Genomic DNA, 17,993 nt, shown 5'->3' with positions numbered 1-17,993 from the left:
CTGTCTGCGTTTGGGGTATTGAATCGCGCAGCCAGCGGCGTGCGTCAGGCGATCATGATGGCGGCGCTGAGCGTATCTACGCATGGCGTGGATCTAGCCATGTCATCGGATGCATCAAGGGTGGACCCACGCCATGCGTGGATCCTGCACGGGATACATCAAGGGCAGATCCACGCCATGCGTGGAAGCAGCCGGTCGCGCGCTACGCCATCACCGATGACGCGGCGCGCGCCTCAGGGCGTCGTCGCCCCGGCATTCCCGGTGCCCGGCGCGAACTGCAGCCGGGTCCACACGCCGTAATGATCCGAAGCCCAGCGGCCAGCGGCGTACGGCTGGTCGAACAGGATCTTCGCCTCACGGGCAAGCAGTCGATCCTGCTGGAAGAAGATATGGTCGATGCGCGAGGGCGCGTCGTAGTAGTGCCGGTTGAGCGTACTGACCTGGGCCAGTTCGTTGTTGACGTGCACGCTGCCGTAGCTGTCGCCGTAGTGGTTGCGCAGCTCGCTCAGATCACCGGCATCCACCAGTGCATTGAAGTCCCCCGCCACGACCACCGGCGCGTCGCCTGCGCTCTGCGCGATGAAGGCCAGCAGATCCGCGACCTGTTCTCCACGGATGCGGCTGCCCACCTCGTCCGAACGCTCGTTCAAGTGCGTGGCATAAACATTGACCGGGCGACCGTCCACGTCGATGCGCAGATGCGCCACGGTCCGGTAGTCGCCCAGCGGTGCCAGCAGATGGTCGTTGCGCGACAGCACCGGCCGCCGGGTCAGCAGGGCGTTGCCATAGCGCTTGAAACGCCCCGGCGGATCGGTGGAGACGAACTGATAGTCGTAGCCCAGCTTGCGCGCCAGCCATGCGGCCTGGTTGCGCACGTGGGGCTTCTGGATCACTTCCTGCAGGGCGATGGCATCGGGCTGCAGCGCCTGCAGTTCACGCAGGATCACCTGGCGGCGGGCCGGCCAGTTCTCGCGGTCGTGGTGAAGATTGAAGGTGACCATGGTCATCTCCTGCGCGGGCGCCGCCACGGTGCCCTGCGCCAGCGCCACCAGGGGCGCGAACGCCAGCACGGCGGCCAGCAGGCCGCGCATCATCATCATCTTCCGCATTACGGTGCCTTGCGTTCCGCCCGGCGTACCGACGCCGGAATCTCGATCTCGACCTTGGCCGGCACCTGCATCACGCGCAGTTCGCCGCCCACCCATTCCACCGGCTCACCATTGACGGTGGTGGCGCCCGGCTCGCCGCTGTACGGCCACGGCAGCACCACGCCACCGGCCGGCGGCACCAGGCCGGCCGACACGGTCAGGGTGAGCTGCTTGTCGTTGCGGATCAGCGCGTAGTTGAGCTGCCCGTTCGGGGTGCGCAGGCCTTGCACGCCCACACCCTTGCCTTCCAGCCAGCGCGACGGCACGCCCGCGGCCAGCACCAGGCTGTCGTCGATGTCGCGGCTGTAGGCGAACATGTCCAATGCCGAACGCACGAAGTCCGAGGCCACCCACGCATGTGGCAGGTCACCCAGGAAGAACGGTTTGCGCGGCGTGCGCGAGACCACTTCGGCCCACTGGTTCCACGGCTGCGGTGCACGGTCCTTGAAGAAGAACTCGGTCGCCTGCCAAGCGCGGTCGCGCCAGCCCAGGCGCACGAAGGCGGCTACGTTGCGCCACTCGTACGGGGTGTAGTCCTTCCACTCGCGCTTGCCATCGCGGCGCGCTTCGAACTCGCTCCAGTAGCGCTCGAAGGTGTTGTTCAAGTACGGCTGCGGCAGGCGCCCCTGCTCGCCGGCCGGCGCCAGTGCGATGGTGGTCGAGGTGGCATCGAAATCGCCCAGTTCGGCTGAACCGGGCAGATAGTCGATCTTGTGCTGCGCGGTCGCCGCCAGCAGCGAAGCCTGCAGGTCGTCACGGAACTGATCGCGCGACTCACTGATCTGCATCGCTTCGGCCTTGCCGAGCGTGCTGGCGATGATGGCCGCGTCCTTGTAGCCACGCAGCGCCCAGAAGTTGTCCCAGTACGAATGCATCGGCTTGGCCGAATACCCTTCGTGACTGATCGAGACCGGCATCATCCCGTAGAAGGCGGGGTTGCGCGCGCGGTTCTCTTCGGTGCGCTCGCTCAGGCGCAGCTGCTCCATGTACTGGTAGGCGCCCTGCACGTGCGGCCACATCACCTCCAGGAAGGTGGTGTCGCCGGTGTAGCGCCAGTACTCGGCGATGTTGAAGATCAACTCGCCGTGGCTGTCGTTCTCCGGCACCGGGTCACTGCCGCGCGAGTCCACGCAGCACGGCACCTTGCCATTGTCGAACTGATAGGGCGCATACCAGTTCACGTACTCGCGCACCGCATCACTGCGGCCCATGCGCAGCAGGCCTTCGGAAATCATCGCGCCATCGCGGATCCAGCTGCGCGAATACGAACGCGTGCCCGGCTGCAGGCTGGGGCCGATGCGCGAAATCAGCATGTGCGCCAGCGCGGTGCGCAGCGTATCGGCCAGCGGCTTGCCAGCCGCGGGGACCTGCAGCGTCACCTGGTCCAGTTTGGTCCGCCACATCGAAGCGACCTGCTGCTGCGCCTTGGCCGCATCGAAGCCCTTGGGCATCGCCCAGTTGCCGGTCTGCGGCAGCACGATGGCGACCTCGCGGCTCTGGCCAGGCTCCAGCGTCCAGCGGTACAGCAGCGCGCCCGAGGCCAGGCCGGTGCTGTCCTTCACTTCGGTGGTGCCGGGCAGCTTGCCGCTGGCCAGGTGGACCACGTCGAACTTGCTGTCGAACGCGGTGGCGAAGGCCGCGTCCGGTGCCTGTGCCGGGTACAGGCGCGGCGTGCCGTTGACGTCCACATGGGTCGGGTCGAAGGACAGGTTGTCGATCCGGCTGACGCCGCCGACGGTATTGAGGAACTGGGTCGGCGGGTTCACCTGCCACGGGCGCACGGCCAGGGCCAGGGTGTACTCGTGGGCGACCTTGTCCGGGTTGCGCAGGGTGTAGCGCCCCACCAGCTGCGCGTTGTCCGGCGTGCCCTGCACGAAGCCGGTCACCTGCAGGCCAGCCTTGTCGTGGCTCCAACCGACGTTGGCGATCGGCAGGTAATCGTCCTGCAGCGATTGGCTGGTCTTGACGTCGGCCCAGCTGAGCAGTTTGTTGTCCACCAGCACGAACGGCTCCACGCTGAAGCTGGACTTGGCCACTTCCAGCGCACCGTCTTCGCCAATCAGCGCCTGCTCGCGGCCGCCATCCAGACCCAGCAGCGTCCAGTACGGCTGCTCGCCGGTGAAGCCGCGCGGCACCGAACCGCGCGGCAGGTCGGCGCCGACCGAGCGGACGAAATCATTCGGGGTATCGGCGAAGTCGAGCGGCTTGAGCGTGATATCGCGGATACCGTAACGCCAGCTCGGGCCGCCCTTGAGGTCGAAGCGCAGGTAGCGCGCTTCCGTATCCGGCAGCGCCAGCCAGTCGCGGCCACCGCCGCCGGCGGTCACCTCACGCAGCGTGTTCCAGCTGCGTCCATCGGCCGAGGACCGCACCACGTAGCGGGTGGCCTCCAGCCCGGGCAGCCATTCGATCACCGCCCCGCCAAACTCGCGCACCTTGTGCAGGTCCAGGCTGATGGTCTGCTCGGCCACGCCGCCACTGATCCAGACCGTATCCGGCTTGCCATCGACGATGCGGTTCTGGAGCGCGGTGGCGGTATCGGCAATCACCGACGGGCTCAGCGAGGAGGTGTCAGCGGCGGGCAGGCCCTGCAGCGTCAGCCGGTCGAAACAGACCGTGCCCTTGCCACCGACCTTGCTGTAGATCGTGAATTCCATCGCCGCGCTGCGCTTGAGCGTCTTGTCCGTTTCCGGGCCCCAGGCCTTGTCGATCTGGCGCTTGCGGTACTGCACGGGCGTCCAGGTTTTGGGGAACGCATAGCCGGGGCGGTTGACCCACCACACGTTGTCGCCGCTGGCGTCGATCAGCTTGAACTGCAGATCGTTGGCAGGAGAGTCGCCGCGCAGCTGGAAGCCGAACTGGTAATTCTCCGGGTACTGGATGCCCAGTTCGCGGCGGATGCCGACGTAGCCCGACACGTTGTGGAAATCGTAATCCACACACAGCGCGCGGCCTCCGCCACTGCCGGCCACGCTGCGCAGCGAGCCGCTGACCTGGTCGGAGACGACCAGCTTCCATGGGGTCATGTCATCGAAGCTGTCCAGCACCTTGGGTGCGGGCAACACCGGCGTCGCCGGCGGTGCGGCCGAGGCCGCCAGTGACCAGACCAGACCCAGACCCACCGCGACGACGGCATGCTTCACCCTTTGACACTCCCCAGCAACAGACCTTGGATGTAATAACGCTGCAAAGCCAGGAACAGCAGCAGCACCGGAACCACCGTGACCACCGCGCCGGCCATCATCATTTCAACGTCCATGATGTGCTCGCGCGAGAGCGTGGCCAGGGCCACCGGGAGAGTGTAGTGCTCCTGATCGGTCAACACGATCAAGGGCCACATGAAATCGTTCCAGGCGGCCATGAAGGTGAAGATCGACAGGGTCACCAGCACCGGCTTGAGCATCGGCAGCACGATCTGGAAGAAGATCCGCAGCTCCCCTGCCCCGTCGATGCGGGCCGCTTCGAGCAGCTCATCCGGGATCGAGCGGGCGTACTGGCGGACCAGGAAGATGCCGAACACGGTAGCCAGCGCCGGCACGATCACGCCACCGAAGTTGTTGACCAGGCCCAGCTGCTTCATCAGCAGGAACAACGGCAGCATCGCCACCTGCGCCGGGATCACCAGCGCGGCCAGCAGCAGCTGGAAGATGCGCTCGCGGCCGGCAAAGCGCAGCTTGGCGAAGGCATAGCCGGCCATGGTGTTGAGCAGCAGAGAGCCGAAGGTGATGGCCAGCGACACCATCAGGCTGTTGACGAAGTTGTTGGCCATGCCGGTGCGCGCAAACAGCTCATGGTAGTTCGCGGTGGTCAGCGAGGACGGCAGCAGCGGCGGCGGGAAATGCGCCGCTTCGCCGGTCGGCATGAACGACACCGACAGCATCCACAACAGCGGCGCCAGGCTCAGGACCGCCAGCACCACCAGGCCACCATTGACCCACCAGGCATGCCAGCGCGATTGACCGATTTCACGACTCATACCAACTGCCTCTTGCGGCCGAAACGCAGCATGATGCTGGTCACGCCCAGGATGATCAGGAACAGCAGGAACGCCACCGCGGAGGCGCGACCCAGGTTCCACCACTTGAAGCCTTCTTCAAACATGAAATACAGCACGCTGACGGTGCTCTGCAGTGGGTCGCCACGCGTCATCACGTAAGGCTCTGCAAACAGCTGGAAGTAGCCGGACACCGTGATCACGCCCACCACCAGCAGCACCGGGCCCAGCATCGGCAGGGTGATGTGCAGGAACTGCTTCCAGCGCGAGGCACCGTCGATACGCGCGGCCTCGTACAGGTCATGCGGGATCGCCTGCAGGCCGGCCAGGAAGATCACCATGTTGTAGCCGAAGTTCTTCCACACCGCGAACAGCATGATGGTCGGCATCGCCCAGTTCGGATCGCCCAGCCAGTCGATCGGGCTGATGCCCAGGTGGCCCAGGCCGTAGTTCACCAGGCCGTAGCTGGTATGGAACAGGTAACGCCAGATCACCGCCACCGCCACCAGGGTGGTCACCACCGGGGCGAACAGCGCGGTGCGGAACAACGCCTTGAAGCGGGCGGCCGGGGCATTGAGCAGGATCGCCGCACCCAACGACACCGCGATCGACAGCGGCACGCCGACGATCACGAAGTACGTGGTGTTCCACAGCGACTTCCAGAACATCGGGGTCTGCAGCAGATCGATGTAGTTGCCCAGGCCGACGAAGCGCAGGTTGTCACCGTCGGCCAGTGCGTACAGATCGAAATCGGTGATGCTCAGTGCCAGCGCCGAGAACACGGGCAAACCGAAGAACACGGCGATGACCAGGATGGCCGGGCCGGCGAACATCCAGCCGGCAAGCGAACGCTGCTTCATGGTGCCGCCTCCGTGGCCACGGCACTGGAGTGCGCCGTGTCGCTCGCCCCGGAGGATTCCTGCCGGTGCTGCTCATGCATCCAGCGGCGTTTGGCGAGGACCTTGTCCACGCGTTCGTCCAGCTCTTTCACTGCTTGATCCTGGTCCAGGCCACCACGCACCACCTGTTCGGTGGTGATCCGCATTTCCTGGGCGATCCGCTCCCACTCCAGCACCTTCGGGGTCGGCTTGACCCGCTCGAGCTGGTCGCGGAACGGCTGCGCCAATGGGTCGTTGGCCAGCGAGGGATATTCCCAGGTGCTGCGACGCGGCGGCAGGTCGCCGATGATCGAATGGAAGCGCTCCTGGATCGCCGGGCGCGACAGGAACTCGATCAGTTTCCACGAGGCTTCTTTCTGCTTCGAATCACGGAAGATCACCAGGCTGGTCCCGCCGGCGATGCCCGCACCCGGGCCATCCGGACCCGGCAGCGCGGCGGTGCCCCACTGCCCTTCCAGCGCCTTGGGCTGCAGCTTCTTGAACTCGCGGATGTTCCAGGGGCCGGACACGTAGAACACGTTGAAGCCACGGAAGAACTCGTCCCAGACGTTGGAGATCTGCGTCTCGGACATGCGCGGGGCCCAGCCCTGCGCGAACATGTTCTCGTAGAAGCCCAGCGTCCTGCGGAAACCCGGGCTGCTGAAATTGCCACGGGTGTCTTCATCGCGCAGCAGCGGATCGGGCTGCTGCAGCGCGAAGGACAGCTGCTGCTCGAACTCGTTGATCGGCATCAGCACCGCGTAGCGGTTGGGGCCCTGCATCGTCTTGATCGCCGCCATCATCTCGTTCCACTCGGCCCAGGTACGCGGCGGGTGGTCGTAGCCGGCCTTGGCCAGCATGTCCTTGCGGTAATACAGCAGGCGCGTATCCACGTACCACGGCACGCCGACCAGCTCGCCGTGAATCACATTGGTATCCCAGATGCCCTGGAAGTAGTCGGCCGGGTCCACCACCTTGGACTGCGCCACGTAGGGCTGCAGCGGGGTCAGGGTGTTGAGTTCGGCGAACTCGGGGATCCAGGTATTGCCCAGCTGGCACACGTCCGGCAGCCCTTCGGCGGCGAACGCGGTCAGCAGCTTTTCATGCGCGGCCGTCCACGGGATGTTCTGCACATCGACATGGATGCCGGGATTTTCCGCCTCGAACTCACGCACCAGGCCGGTGACGACTTCGGCCTCGCGGCCCATCGCCCAGAAACGCACGGTGACCCCTTCCGGTTCTTTCCGGCAGGCACTCAACAACAGGCTGCCGGCAATCAGCAGCAACAGACTCAACCCCAGCTTCGGGCGCGACGACGATGGCACTGCTTACTTCCCCTGCTGCTGGTTGCGGTTCGAATTGGAATTGTTCTTCTGTTCCTGGGCGGCCGCCGCACGCGATTCGGCGATGCCGACCGAGCGGGCCGAGGCCGCCTTTTCATCTTTCTGCAGTTCCATCGGCTGATCCTCGCCTTCCGGGGTCAACCAGCCACCACTGAAGCCGGCACGCTCCAGACCCTTGCGGATATGGGCGTTCTTCTTCATCACATCCCAGACGAAATCGTTCCGGTAGTTGGCGATCATGGTCAGGATCGGGCCCTGGTCGATGCCGATGTAATCGCTGGCCACCCAGCCGCGATCCGGCACCAGGCGACCGGTCTTGATCGGGATGTCGTAGTTGAAACTGGGGTTGAACGAATCCAGGAAGCCGTAGCTGGAATAGATGTAATCGCCATAGCGCTTGTGCATCTCCACCGCGGCCGGGATGACTTCTTCCGGCGCGAACACGATCGAGGCGATCGCCGCGGTCGGCGCGATGGTGCCGTCATCGAAGTTCTCGCGCAGGCCGGCGCCGCGCGAAGAGTAATGGCGGAACTGGCGCTGCTCGCCACGGTATTCCTGGGTGGTGTTCTGCGGGCCGTCGCTGGCGGTCAGGCCCCACACGTTCTGGCCGTAATCCTTCCAGTTCATCGGGTTGGCGATCGCGTACTCGCGCTGCGCCAGGGCGGCCGAACGGCTGTTGAGGAAGTAGGTGCTGCCCCGCTCGCGCATGTAGGCATCCTGGATGTCGCGGAAGTCCACCCACACATGCGTGTACTGATGGCCGAACAGCGGGCCGAAGGACAGGTATTCCTGGCCCTGGTAGACGCCCCAGTCGTTGTCGTAGGTGCGCGTCCAGACCGTCCAGGCGTCCGGACTGACCGGGTGGGTCGGCGAGCCGAGCGCGAGGATGTAGACCATCATCGCTTCGTTGTAGCCCATCCAGTCATGATCGATGAAGCCGCTCTCCGGGAACCAGCCCATCGAGATCAGCGGCGCGCGCTGCTGCAGCCACGGCCAGTCCACGCGCTTGTACAGCGTATCGGCGATCTCGCGGATCTCTTTTTCGCGCGCGTCGTCACCGTCGTAATAGGACTGGGCGAACAGCACGCCCATCATCAGCAGCGCGGTATCCACGCTGGACAGTTCCACCCAGCTGTCATAGCGGCGGCCTTCCTGCATGTCCAGGAAGTGGTAGTAGAAGCCCTTGTAACCGCCCTTGCCGGTGCGCTGCGGGCCCATCGGCAGATCGCGGAAGAACTTCAGCGTCAGCAGGGTGCGGTCGATCGCCTGGTTACGGCTGACCCAGCCGTTCTCGATGCCGATCGGATAGGCGGTCAGCGCATAGCCGACCGAAGCGATGCTGGCGAACGGACGCGACGGGTAACGGTCCGGGCTGAGCCCGTTGACCTCGTTGGTGGTATCCCAGAAGAACTGGAAGGTGCGGCGCTCGATATCGTCGAACAGCGGCGGCAGCTCCGGCTTCATCGGCCGCGGCGGCACGTCCGCCTCGACCAGGATCACGGGCGGCTTGGGCTTGGCCGGCTCCTGCTGGGCCTGCGGCTGGCAGGCAACGGCGGCGAGACTGATCGTCGCAGCGGTCAACAGGTGGCGTGCCTGCATGGGCCAACTCCTTGTGCGTTGTTCGTGACTGGGAAGCATAACGTCCAATGACCTGAAATCGTTTACAGAACGCGTCCTTAAAAAACCACGCAGGCGTGGTTCAAAGCCGCGGGTCATTGCCCAGGCCGCTGCCACCCTCCGTGGCACCGGCCTGGACAATGGACTGGCCCGAAAGCCAGCCATTGCCATGAAACCGGCCCCGTCCGAAGACGGGGCCGTTGTTGCATCAGAAGCGGAAGCCGACTTCGGCCTTCACCTGACGCGGCGTACCAATGATGTCGCCGGTCTCGTTGTAGCTGGCCTGCAGCTTGCCGTTGGTCTTGACGTAGTTGTAGGTGGAGAAGTTGTCGAAGTTGAACACGTTGATGATGTCGATACGTGCGTACAGCTCCGTCTCGCCCGGCATCTTGAACGTCTTCGTCGCCTGCAGATCGACCGAACGGTAGCCGAAGATCTTGCCACCCAGCAGGAACTTGCCATTGGCGTTGGGCACCGCGGCCTGCGGCGTCGGCAGGTTGTAGCCACTGGCCTGCGGCACGCCGTACCAGTCGTTGACCGCCGTCGGGGTGGCCAGGGTGACCTTGCCGCCGAAGGTGATGCCCCAGAAGCCCGCGTACGAACCGGTGACCACCAGGCGGTGGCGCGGCGCGCCGTTGGAGCGGATGGTCGGATAGTCTTCGATCAGGCCGCGGTCGAACGCATACTTCTCATTGATGTCACGGTTGTGGCGCGCAGTGGTCCAGGTGTAGGCCACCGAGGTGCCCCAGCCGCTTTCCTGGGTGAACGGCTTCTGCGCCGACAGCAGGACCTGGGTCGCACGGGTCTTGATGCCCTGCTGGCCGATGATCAGGCTGCCGAAGCCCGGCACGTTGCAGCTCCAGGCCTGGCTCAGGCCCGGGTCGGTGCCGCCGCACAGGCGCGGGTCATCGAAGAACTGGCCGGTCGGGTAACGGTTGCCCAGGGTGAAGGCGAAGCCGTCGTAGCTCAGGGTGCGGGAGATGGTGGCATCGGTCAGCCACTCACCCACCTGGTTGCTCATGCCGAAGCTGAACTGATCCGAGTACGGCACCTTGAGGTTGTTGTTCAGCAGATCGACTTCCAGACCGGCATTGCTGGTCGAGCCGACCAGGGTCTGCAGGTTGCCGATCCCGTTGAGCAGGTTCGGGTTCCAGTCATAGCAGGCGGCCTGGCCGTTGATGCAGGTACCGGTCGACGGATTGCGGAAGTAGATGGTCGGCTGCGGCAGGGCCAGCTTGGTGGTTTCCAGCTGCAGGTTGTCGAACAGGTCGCGGTCGTACGAACGGCCGGCACCACCGTGGAACACGTGCTGCTCGTCGGCGTTGAGGTCATACGAGAAGCCCAGGCGCGGCTGCCAGGCATCCTTGAACGCCTTGCGGTTGCGGCCGGTGCTGATGTAATCGCCGATGTTCAGGCCACCCAGCGCCAGCGAATCGGCGTAGGTCTGGCCAGCGGCCGCACGCGGATCCTGCGAGTAGATCGCGTCGACCACCTGCTGCGGGGTGACGAAGTCCAGGTAGGACGGGGTCTTCTCGTAGTCCCAGCGCAGGCCGAGGTTGAGCTGCAGGTGGTCGTTGACCTGCCAGTCGTCCTGGATGAACAGGCCGATCTGCTTGGACTTGGAACGCACTTCGCCCGACACGCCCGACACGCCGGTCACCGGCTTGACGAACTGCGCCTTGTACGGGATGGAATCCGGGAAATCCGGATCGCCCAGGGTGTAGGTGAAGGTCGGGTTGATCTGCGCGGCATCGGATGCGTACAGGTCGATCTGCTTGTACTTCGCACCCATCTTGATGGTGTGATCGCCCGCCCACTGGATGCCATCCAGGGTCAGGTTGTCTTCGATCGACCAGCCCTTCTGGCCCTTCACCTGCGAATCCAGCGCCGATGCGCCACCGATCTTCACCACGGTGCGGTCTTCGGTGCCGTCCGGTGCGGTGTAGGTGATGCCGTTGGCCAGGGTCAGCGGGGTCGGGTTGTTGAACGAATCTTCGTGGGTGACCATCAGTTCGTTGTAGTAACGCTCGCCGCTGTGGTTCCAGCGCAGGGCGTAACGACGGTCGGTGTTGACCACTTCACGGCCGGCTTCCGGCGCGGTCTGGCCGCTGAACTGCGACTGGGTTTCATCGCGGTCCTGGAAGGTCAGCTCGATGCGATCGTTGTCGGTCGGCTCGAAGTCGACCTTGGCGAAGATCAGATCCTGCTGGAACGGCTGGCTGGCCGGGCCGAGGCCGGCGGCGCCTTCCGGCGGCAGCAGGGCGGCAGCTCGGCCGACCGCGCCGTCAGGCGCGATGGTGACCGGCAGGTCGAAGCGCTTGGCTTCATAGGTCACGAAGAAGTGGGCCTTGTCCTGGATGATCGGACCACCCAATGCAAAACCGTATTCCTTCTCGGCCGATGCCTCTTTCGTCTGGCCAGCCTGACGCTCGGCCGGGGTCTTGGCGCGCATGTCTTCGTTGGTGTAACGGTAGAAGGTTTCACCCTTGAACTCGTTGGTACCGGACTTGGTGGCCGCGGTCACGGCCGCGCTCGACACCTGGCCGTACTCGGCCTTGTAGTTGCCGCTGATGACCTTGTATTCACCGATCGCCAGCTGCGGGAACGGGTTGCCGGCGCTGCCGGACTGGCCGGCGACGCCGCCGCCCTTGACGTAGCTCTTCTGGCCCACGCCGTCGATGTAGACGTTGGTGCCATCGGAGTTGGTGGCACCGCCGCGCAGGGAGGTGTTGCCCTTGGCATCACGGGTGAAGATCAGGCCCGGCACCGCGTCGGCGAATTCCAGGAAGTTGCGCGACACCTGCGGGGTGGTCTGGATCTGCTGCAGGCTGACGGTCTTGCCCACTTCGGAGGTACGCACTTCCTGCAGCAGGGTCGGTGCAATGACGTTGACCGTGTCCAGGTTGGTGGCGTTGGCAGTGCTGCCGTTGGCCGGCGCGCCGCTGAAGTTCAGGGTCGCCGTCGAGGCCACGGTGACCGTCACCTTCTGCGTCTGGCCATTGGCCACGACGTTGTAGGTGCCCGGGTCCAGGCCCATCAGCGAGTAGCCGCCATCGGCACGGGTGGTGGCGCGGCGCACGGTGCCGCTGGCCACGTTGGTGGCGGTGACTTCGGTGCCGGCGGCAGCCTCGGCGACCTGGCCGCGCAGCGACGAGGTGGCCGACTGCGCCATCACGCTCGGGGCGGCGCCCAGCATCAGGCAGGTGACCAGCGCGCTGGACAACAGACTGCGTGCGGGCGCGCGGTTGCGGTGATTGGAATACGTCATGTAACTCTCCGGGTGGTGGTGGCCGTCTTTGCGGCCCCTGTCGTTTTATGTGGTGCGTTGTTTTAGGGCGTCACGACCAACGGTCGTGACCTACTGCTCGGTTCTGGCTTTGCTCGAATCACGCACGATCAGGGTCGGCACGAGCGTCTGCTTGTCGCCGGCCCCTTCTGTGTTGTTGCCATCCATCAACTGCAACAGGCGCGTCGCGGCCTTATCGCCGAGGTCGGCGATACTCACCTGCATCGTTGTCAACGATGGGTGAACGAAACGTGCCAGCGGAATGTCATCGAAACCCGCCAAGGCGACATCGGCCGGCACCCGGACACCTGCCTGCGCGAACGCATACAGACACCCCAGCGCCATCATGTCGTTGGCGGCGAACACCGCATCGGGCAGCGTGCCGGCTGCCAGCAACTCCTGTCCGGCGCGATGGCCGGAAGCTTCGTCAAAGTCACCGGGCAACTCGATCCCTTCGGCAGCATCGCCGAAGGCCGCCAGCGCATCGCGGAAACCGCGCAGGCGCTCACGGGCGTCGTAGTTGAGATCCGGACCGGAAATGAAGGCGATGCGCCGATGCCCGACGTCCAGCAGGTGACGGGTCATGGTCATCGCACCGGCATGGTCATCGATGCTCAGCACCGGATGATCCTGCTCGGGCAGATACGTGTTGATCAGCACCGTGGGCAACGACTGCGGCAGGTTGTCGGTCAGGAAGCCCGGGCTCTCGGCATATGGTGAGAGCACCAGCAACCCATCGACACGGCCGCGCATGGCCCGCAGGGCCGCGCCCTGCTGCTCCTGGTCACCGTGGTAACTGGACACGAGCAGATGCTGGCGGCGCTCGCGGGCCACCCCATCGATACCGCGCATCAGTTCGGAGAAGAATTCGCCATAGAGATCGGGCAACACCACGCCAATGGTGTTGGTCCGTCGGCTGCTCAGGCTCCTGGCCGCTGCATGCGGGGTGTAGCGCAGTCGCGCTGCCACCTCCAGCACCAGCTTGCGCACGGGCTCGGCAACATTTTCATGGCCATTGAGTGCGCGCGAGACCGTGGCAACAGAGACACGGGCTTCACGGGCGACATCTTTGATAGTGATCGCTGCCTTGTTCACTTCGCCGCCCTCCACGGCTTAGAGATCTGGGCTTGGCGCGGAATGTAAGCGTTTTCAAACCCGGATGTAAACACTACGTTAGCCTCATGTCGTACGGTGGTAACCAAAAGCTGTCCATGGCGGCCCCTTTCGGGACTGGCCAGGACAAGGCGGGACAAGGGTTTCAGCGGTTTTTGACCGGTGTCTCGGCACGAATGGACAACGCGTGGATATCGGTCTCCATCATCGTCCCCAGGGCCGCATAGACGGCCCGATGGCGCGCCAGCGGGAGCTTTCCTTCGAAGGCTGCGCTGACCACGTGCACCTTGAAGTGCCCCCGGCCGTCACGCGCGCCCTCATGGCCGGCGTGGCGGTGGCTGTCATCCTTGACCTCCAGCAGTTCCGGATCCAGCGCCTGCTGCAGCGCCTCGCGGATGCGCTCGACCCGGTTCATGGCAGGACCTTGCGGAACGGACGCACCTGGACGCGTACATAGACGCCCGCCTCTACATAAGGATCGGCAGCGGCCCAGTCCTGGGCGTGGGTCAGCGAATCGAACGCGGCGATCACCACGCTGCCACTGAAGCCGGCCGGGCCGGGATCTTCGCTGTCGATGGCCGGGCACGGGCCGGCCAGCAGCAGCCGCCCCTCGTCCTGCAGGGCCTGCAGCCGGGCCAGATGGGCCGGGCGCGACGCCAGGCGGGCGGCCAGCACATCCGTGCCGTCATAGCCTTCAATCACATACCACACGGGCAACTCCGAGGTCTTGTTGAATCAATCCCGGGCATTCTAGCGGGGCTGGCTGGACACTGGCGCGGCAACCCCGTAGTCTTATGTCCATTGCACGTGGCTGGATGCAGCGCCCCGTCGGCAACCGGCTCCACCGCCAGCCGACGACCGATCCACTGCCCCACACCAGCACACGTAGACGACCTCCCCGTAGTTCTGTCGCTGCCCATCGCGGCGCGCCTTGCTGTTTGAAGTGTGGAATCGCGCCGACCCAGGCGTGTCATGGCTTGCCATCCTGCCGCCCGGGACCGTTCCGGACGCTGGCATGGTGCGGCGACCGGTCCGTTGCAATACTGACGTCTATTTGATGACTGCCGAACTCGCGCCCGACGCGAACCCGCCAATCCGAGTGCCCGCCCCACAGCAGCAGGAAATGCCGCTGGCCGTGGTGCATGGACAGCCGGTCCTGCAGATTCCGCAGGACCTGTACATCCCGCCGGACGCGCTGGAAGTCATCCTGGATGCGTTCGAGGGCCCGCTGGACCTGCTGCTGTACCTGATCCGCCGCCAGAACCTGGACATCCTGGATATCCCGGTCGCCGAGATCACCCGCCAGTACGTCGAGTACATCAACGTCATGCAGGAGCTGCGCTTCGAACTGGCGGCCGAGTACCTGGTGATGGCGGCGATCCTGGCCGAAGTGAAGTCGCGGATGCTGTTGCCGCGGCCGCCCAGCATCGAGGGCGAGGAAGCCGATCCGCGCGCCGAGCTGGTGCGCCGGCTGCAGGAGTACGAACGTTTCAAGCAGGCCGCCGAGGACATCGACAGCCTGCCCCGCCAGGACCGCGACACCACCGTGGTCCACGCCTTCGTCCCCGACCGCGCGGCCGTCAAGCTGCCGCCGCCGGTGGATCTGAAGGAAATGCTGATGGCGCTGCACGACGTGCTCAAGCGCGCCGAGCTGTTCACCGGCCACGCGATCAAACGCGAGGCACTGAGCGTGCGCCAGCGGATGGGCGACGTGCTGGGTCGTCTGGAAGACGGCAGGTTCTACCGGTTTGAAACGCTGTTCACCGCCGAAGAAGGCAAGCTGGGGGTGCTGGTCACCTTCCTGGCCCTGCTGGAACTGGCCAAGGAACAGCTGCTGGACATCGTCCAGGAAGCTCCGCTGGCGCCGATCTACGTCAAGTCCCTGGCCGCCGGCAACACCAACGAACCGCTGCAGTTCAACAGCGAGTTCGACGACAACGACGCCGCCAACGAATCCGACTGAGCACCCGACCCACGTATGGATCAACCGCTGATCAACCGTATTGTCGAAGGCGCCCTGCTGGCGGCCAGTGAGCCGTTGACGCTGGCGCAGCTGCAGGGCCTGTTCCCGGAAGAGGAACCGGCACCGCCGGGCAGCATCGAACGCGCGCTGGAACTGCTGCGCGAAGGCTGCCAGGACCGCGGCGTGGAACTGGTCGAGGTGGCCTCCGGCTTCCGCTTCCAGGTCACCAGCGAAGTGCATGGCTACATCACCCGGCTGTGGACGGAGCGCAAGACCCGCTACACCCGCGCCACGCTGGAAACGCTGGCATTGATCGCCTACCGCCAGCCGATCACCCGCGGCGAGATCGAACAGGTCCGCGGCGTGGCGGTCAGCAGCAACATCATCCAGGCCCTGGAAGAGCGCGAATGGATCCGCGTGATCGGCCACCGCGACGTGCCCGGCAAGCCGGCGCTGTTCGGGACCACCAAGGGCTTCCTGGATTATTTCGGTCTCAAGCGCCTGGACGAACTGCCGCCGCTGTCCGAGCTGCGCGACCTGGGTGAGCTGGAACCGCAGCTGCCGCTGGACAGCGAAGGCCAGCCGGCCGGTCGCCTGCCCGCCGGCGCGGCGCCCCCGGAGGCCGAGCTGGATACGGACGCGGCCAATGACGACGCCACTCCGGCGCCGCCGGACCCGACAGATCCGGTAGACCCGGTGGACCCTGTCGCCACCCGGCTGGCAGCCCGCGTGGCGCTGGCCTCGGCGCGACTGGCGGAGCAACCGGCAGAACCGGACAATAGCGAGGCGTCCGATGCTGCGGACGCCTCCGACACCCCATCCCATGCGCCGTTGTCGCTTGCCGACGACGACGCGGATACGACCGCCAGCGATGGCGAACCCGATACCGCGCCGGGAGAGCGCGCGGCGCCCCAGAACGAAACCGAAAACAACGCCGTCGCGAAGACGACCGTGGCTGTTGACGAAGCCGATCCCGAACCAGAGGCCGACGCATCCGTTGCCGGCCGGAGCCAAGTAAATGAGTGACACCCCCCGCAAGCCATCGTTGAACAAGCTTTCGCTCAAGCGCGAAACCGCCTCTGAACAGCCCAAGCTCGAAGAGCGCCTGCACAAAGTGCTGGCGCAGGCCGGCCTGGGTTCGCGCCGCGCGCTGGAACAGCGCATCGCCGATGGCCTGGTCAAGGTCAACGGTGAGGTCGCGCAGACCGGCCAGTCGATCAAGAGCGGCGACAAAGTCGAACTGGACGGCCGTGGCTTTGTCGCCACCGCGCTGACCGAAACCTCCCGCGTGCTGGCCTACAACAAGCCGGAAGGCGAAGTGACCACGCGCGAAGATCCCGAAGGTCGCCCGACCGTGTTCGAAGCGCTGCCTGCCCTCAAGGGCGCGCGCTGGATCGCGATCGGCCGCCTGGACATCAACACCACCGGCCTGCTGCTGGCGACCACCGATGGTGAGCTGGCCAACGCGATGATGCACCCCTCCTACGAGGTCGAGCGCGAGTACGTGGTGCGCGTGCGTGCCCCGGAAGGCGAAGAGAAGGTGCCCGACAGCATCGTCGACCGCCTCGCCCGTGGCGTGGCGCTGGAAGACGGCCCGGCCAAGTTCGACGAGATCGAACGCATTGGCGGCACCGATTCGCACGACTGGTTCCGCGTGGTGGTCAAGGAAGGCCGCAACCGCGAAGTGCGCCGCCTGTGGGAATCCCAGGGCTGCCAGGTCAGCCGCCTGAAGCGCACGCGCTACGGCAAGGTCAGCCTGCCGCGCGAACTGCTGCGTGGCCAGTCGGTCGAACTGCCGGCCAAGCAGGTTGAAGCCCTGCGTGCCGAACTGAAGCTGGAAGAAGGCGCGCCGTCGGCGCTGACCCTGCAGCCGGTGATCGGCCAGCGTCGTGCCGCCAAGACCACCGTGCGCGTTTCGCGCGACGGCGGCCGTGGCAACGCCTACGTCAACGGCCACAACTCGGCCGATGAAGGCCGCGAACTGCGTCGTTTTGACAATGTGCGCGAAGAGCGCGGCCGTGGCCGCGGTGGCAAGGGCGGCGGCTTCAAGGGTGGCCTGACGGTCAGCGGCGAAGCAGCAGCCAAGCAGTCCCAGCGCCCGTTCAAGGCACGCCCGGACAAGGGCAACCGGGCGCTTCCGGAAGGCAACCCGGCTGCGTTCCGCAGCTGGTACGTGCCGGACGGTGTCAGCACCGGGCCGAGCGGCCACCGCAATGCCGGCCCGGGCGCTGCCCGTGGTCCCGGCGCGCGTGGTCCGGGCGCCGGCGCAGGTGCCGGTGGCCAGGGCCGTCCGTATGGCAAGCCGAAGGGTCCGGGTGGCGCAGGCGGCCCGGGGCGCGGCAGCTACGGCGGCGGTGCTGAAGGTCGTGGCGGTTACGCCGGCGGTGGCGAAAGCCGTGGCGGCTACGGCGGCCAGGGCCGTCCGGCCGGTCCGGGCGGCGGTGGCAACCGCGGCGCCCAGGGGGGCCAGGGTCCGTCCCGCCATCCGTACGGTCATCCGGGCAATGCCCCGAGCTTCCCGTCCGATCACGCCAATCCGGGCGCCAGCCCGTACGGCAGCGCGCGTCCGGCGGGTAACCGCGGGCCGGGTGGTCCGGGTGGCAACCGTGGCCCGGGTGGTCCCGGCGCACGGGGCCCGGGTGGCGCCAGCG

Annotated in this window: 13 protein-coding genes; 3 read left to right on the top strand and 10 right to left on the bottom strand. The window is 65.8% G+C overall.

The window, feature by feature from the left end; all coding sequences use genetic code 11:
• Positions 1 to 233: 233 nt before the first annotated feature.
• The 10 genes from ACE026_RS12430 to ACE026_RS12385 all read right to left on the bottom strand — a co-directional run bounded on the left by ACE026_RS12430 (position 234) and on the right by ACE026_RS12385 (position 14,090).
• A complete protein-coding gene (locus ACE026_RS12430) occupies positions 234 to 1,091 on the bottom strand; it encodes an endonuclease/exonuclease/phosphatase family protein (protein ID WP_486039280.1) in 858 nt (285 codons plus the stop codon).
• Between the two features lie 17 nt (positions 1,092 to 1,108).
• Positions 1,109 to 4,291 (bottom strand): discoidin domain-containing protein, encoded by a 3,183-nt coding sequence (locus ACE026_RS12425; protein WP_486039241.1) that lies wholly within the window; start codon positions 4,289 to 4,291, stop codon positions 1,109 to 1,111.
• Positions 4,288 to 5,124: a carbohydrate ABC transporter permease gene (locus tag ACE026_RS12420; RefSeq protein ID WP_123730759.1), complete on the bottom strand. Its 837-nt coding sequence runs from the start codon at positions 5,122 to 5,124 to the stop codon at positions 4,288 to 4,290. The genes ACE026_RS12425 and ACE026_RS12420 overlap by 4 nt, the downstream gene beginning before the upstream one ends.
• Entirely contained in the window at positions 5,121 to 6,002 is an 882-nt protein-coding gene (locus tag ACE026_RS12415) for a carbohydrate ABC transporter permease (RefSeq protein ID WP_123730758.1), read from the bottom strand. The genes ACE026_RS12420 and ACE026_RS12415 overlap by 4 nt, the downstream gene beginning before the upstream one ends.
• A complete protein-coding gene (locus ACE026_RS12410) occupies positions 5,999 to 7,321 on the bottom strand; it encodes a sugar ABC transporter substrate-binding protein (RefSeq protein ID WP_486039279.1) in 1,323 nt (440 codons plus the stop codon). Before ACE026_RS12410 ends, ACE026_RS12415 begins: the two co-directional genes overlap by 4 nt.
• 27 nt (positions 7,322 to 7,348) lie before the next feature.
• Entirely contained in the window at positions 7,349 to 8,962 is a 1,614-nt protein-coding gene (locus ACE026_RS12405; RefSeq protein ID WP_486039240.1) for a glucoamylase family protein, read from the bottom strand.
• Positions 8,963 to 9,188: 226 nt separating this feature from the next.
• Positions 9,189 to 12,248: a TonB-dependent receptor gene (locus ACE026_RS12400; RefSeq protein ID WP_486039239.1), complete on the bottom strand. Its 3,060-nt coding sequence runs from the start codon at positions 12,246 to 12,248 to the stop codon at positions 9,189 to 9,191.
• A 90-nt stretch (positions 12,249 to 12,338) separates the two neighbouring features.
• Complete coding sequence (locus tag ACE026_RS12395) at positions 12,339 to 13,376, bottom strand: LacI family DNA-binding transcriptional regulator (protein WP_486039238.1); 1,038 nt, start codon at positions 13,374 to 13,376, stop codon at positions 12,339 to 12,341.
• 148 nt (positions 13,377 to 13,524) lie between these two features.
• Positions 13,525 to 13,794, bottom strand: a complete 270-nt coding sequence (locus ACE026_RS12390; RefSeq protein WP_070470362.1) for a BolA family protein — start codon at positions 13,792 to 13,794, stop codon at positions 13,525 to 13,527.
• Entirely contained in the window at positions 13,791 to 14,090 is a 300-nt protein-coding gene (locus ACE026_RS12385; protein WP_019182875.1) for a YciI family protein, read from the bottom strand. The genes ACE026_RS12390 and ACE026_RS12385 overlap by 4 nt, the downstream gene beginning before the upstream one ends.
• A 346-nt stretch (positions 14,091 to 14,436) precedes the next feature.
• On the opposite strand from ACE026_RS12385, the gene ACE026_RS12380 reads away from it, so the two are divergent.
• The 3 genes from ACE026_RS12380 to ACE026_RS12370 all read left to right on the top strand — a co-directional run.
• A complete protein-coding gene (locus ACE026_RS12380; protein ID WP_486039237.1) occupies positions 14,437 to 15,342 on the top strand; it encodes a segregation and condensation protein A in 906 nt (301 codons plus the stop codon).
• Between the two features lie 15 nt (positions 15,343 to 15,357).
• Positions 15,358 to 16,368: an SMC-Scp complex subunit ScpB gene (gene scpB / locus ACE026_RS12375; RefSeq protein WP_486039236.1), complete on the top strand. Its 1,011-nt coding sequence runs from the start codon at positions 15,358 to 15,360 to the stop codon at positions 16,366 to 16,368.
• Positions 16,361 to 17,993 (top strand): pseudouridine synthase (locus ACE026_RS12370; RefSeq protein WP_486039235.1); only part of this gene is annotated, 1,633 nt, incomplete at its 3' end. The genes scpB and ACE026_RS12370, both read left to right, overlap by 8 nt.

This window comes from Stenotrophomonas sp. AGC87 (assembly GCF_057333975.1).
This window is presented reverse-complemented; position numbering and strand designations above follow the sequence as displayed.

Excerpts from the sequence above, each read along its gene's own strand:
- ACE026_RS12430 (WP_486039280.1), bottom strand. The coding sequence starts at position 1,091 with ATGCGCGGCCTGCTGGCCGCCGTGCTGGCGTTCGCGCCCCTGGTGGCG.
- ACE026_RS12420 (WP_123730759.1), bottom strand. The coding sequence starts at position 5,124 with ATGAGTCGTGAAATCGGTCAATCGCGCTGGCATGCCTGGTGGGTCAAT.
- ACE026_RS12415 (WP_123730758.1), bottom strand. The coding sequence starts at position 6,002 with ATGAAGCAGCGTTCGCTTGCCGGCTGGATGTTCGCCGGCCCGGCCATC.
- ACE026_RS12405 (WP_486039240.1), bottom strand. The coding sequence starts at position 8,962 with ATGCAGGCACGCCACCTGTTGACCGCTGCGACGATCAGTCTCGCCGCC.
- ACE026_RS12400 (WP_486039239.1), bottom strand. The coding sequence starts at position 12,248 with ATGACGTATTCCAATCACCGCAACCGCGCGCCCGCACGCAGTCTGTTG.
- ACE026_RS12390 (WP_070470362.1), bottom strand. The coding sequence starts at position 13,794 with ATGAACCGGGTCGAGCGCATCCGCGAGGCGCTGCAGCAGGCGCTGGAT.
- ACE026_RS12380 (WP_486039237.1), top strand. The coding sequence starts at position 14,437 with ATGACTGCCGAACTCGCGCCCGACGCGAACCCGCCAATCCGAGTGCCC.
- scpB (WP_486039236.1), top strand. The coding sequence starts at position 15,358 with ATGGATCAACCGCTGATCAACCGTATTGTCGAAGGCGCCCTGCTGGCG.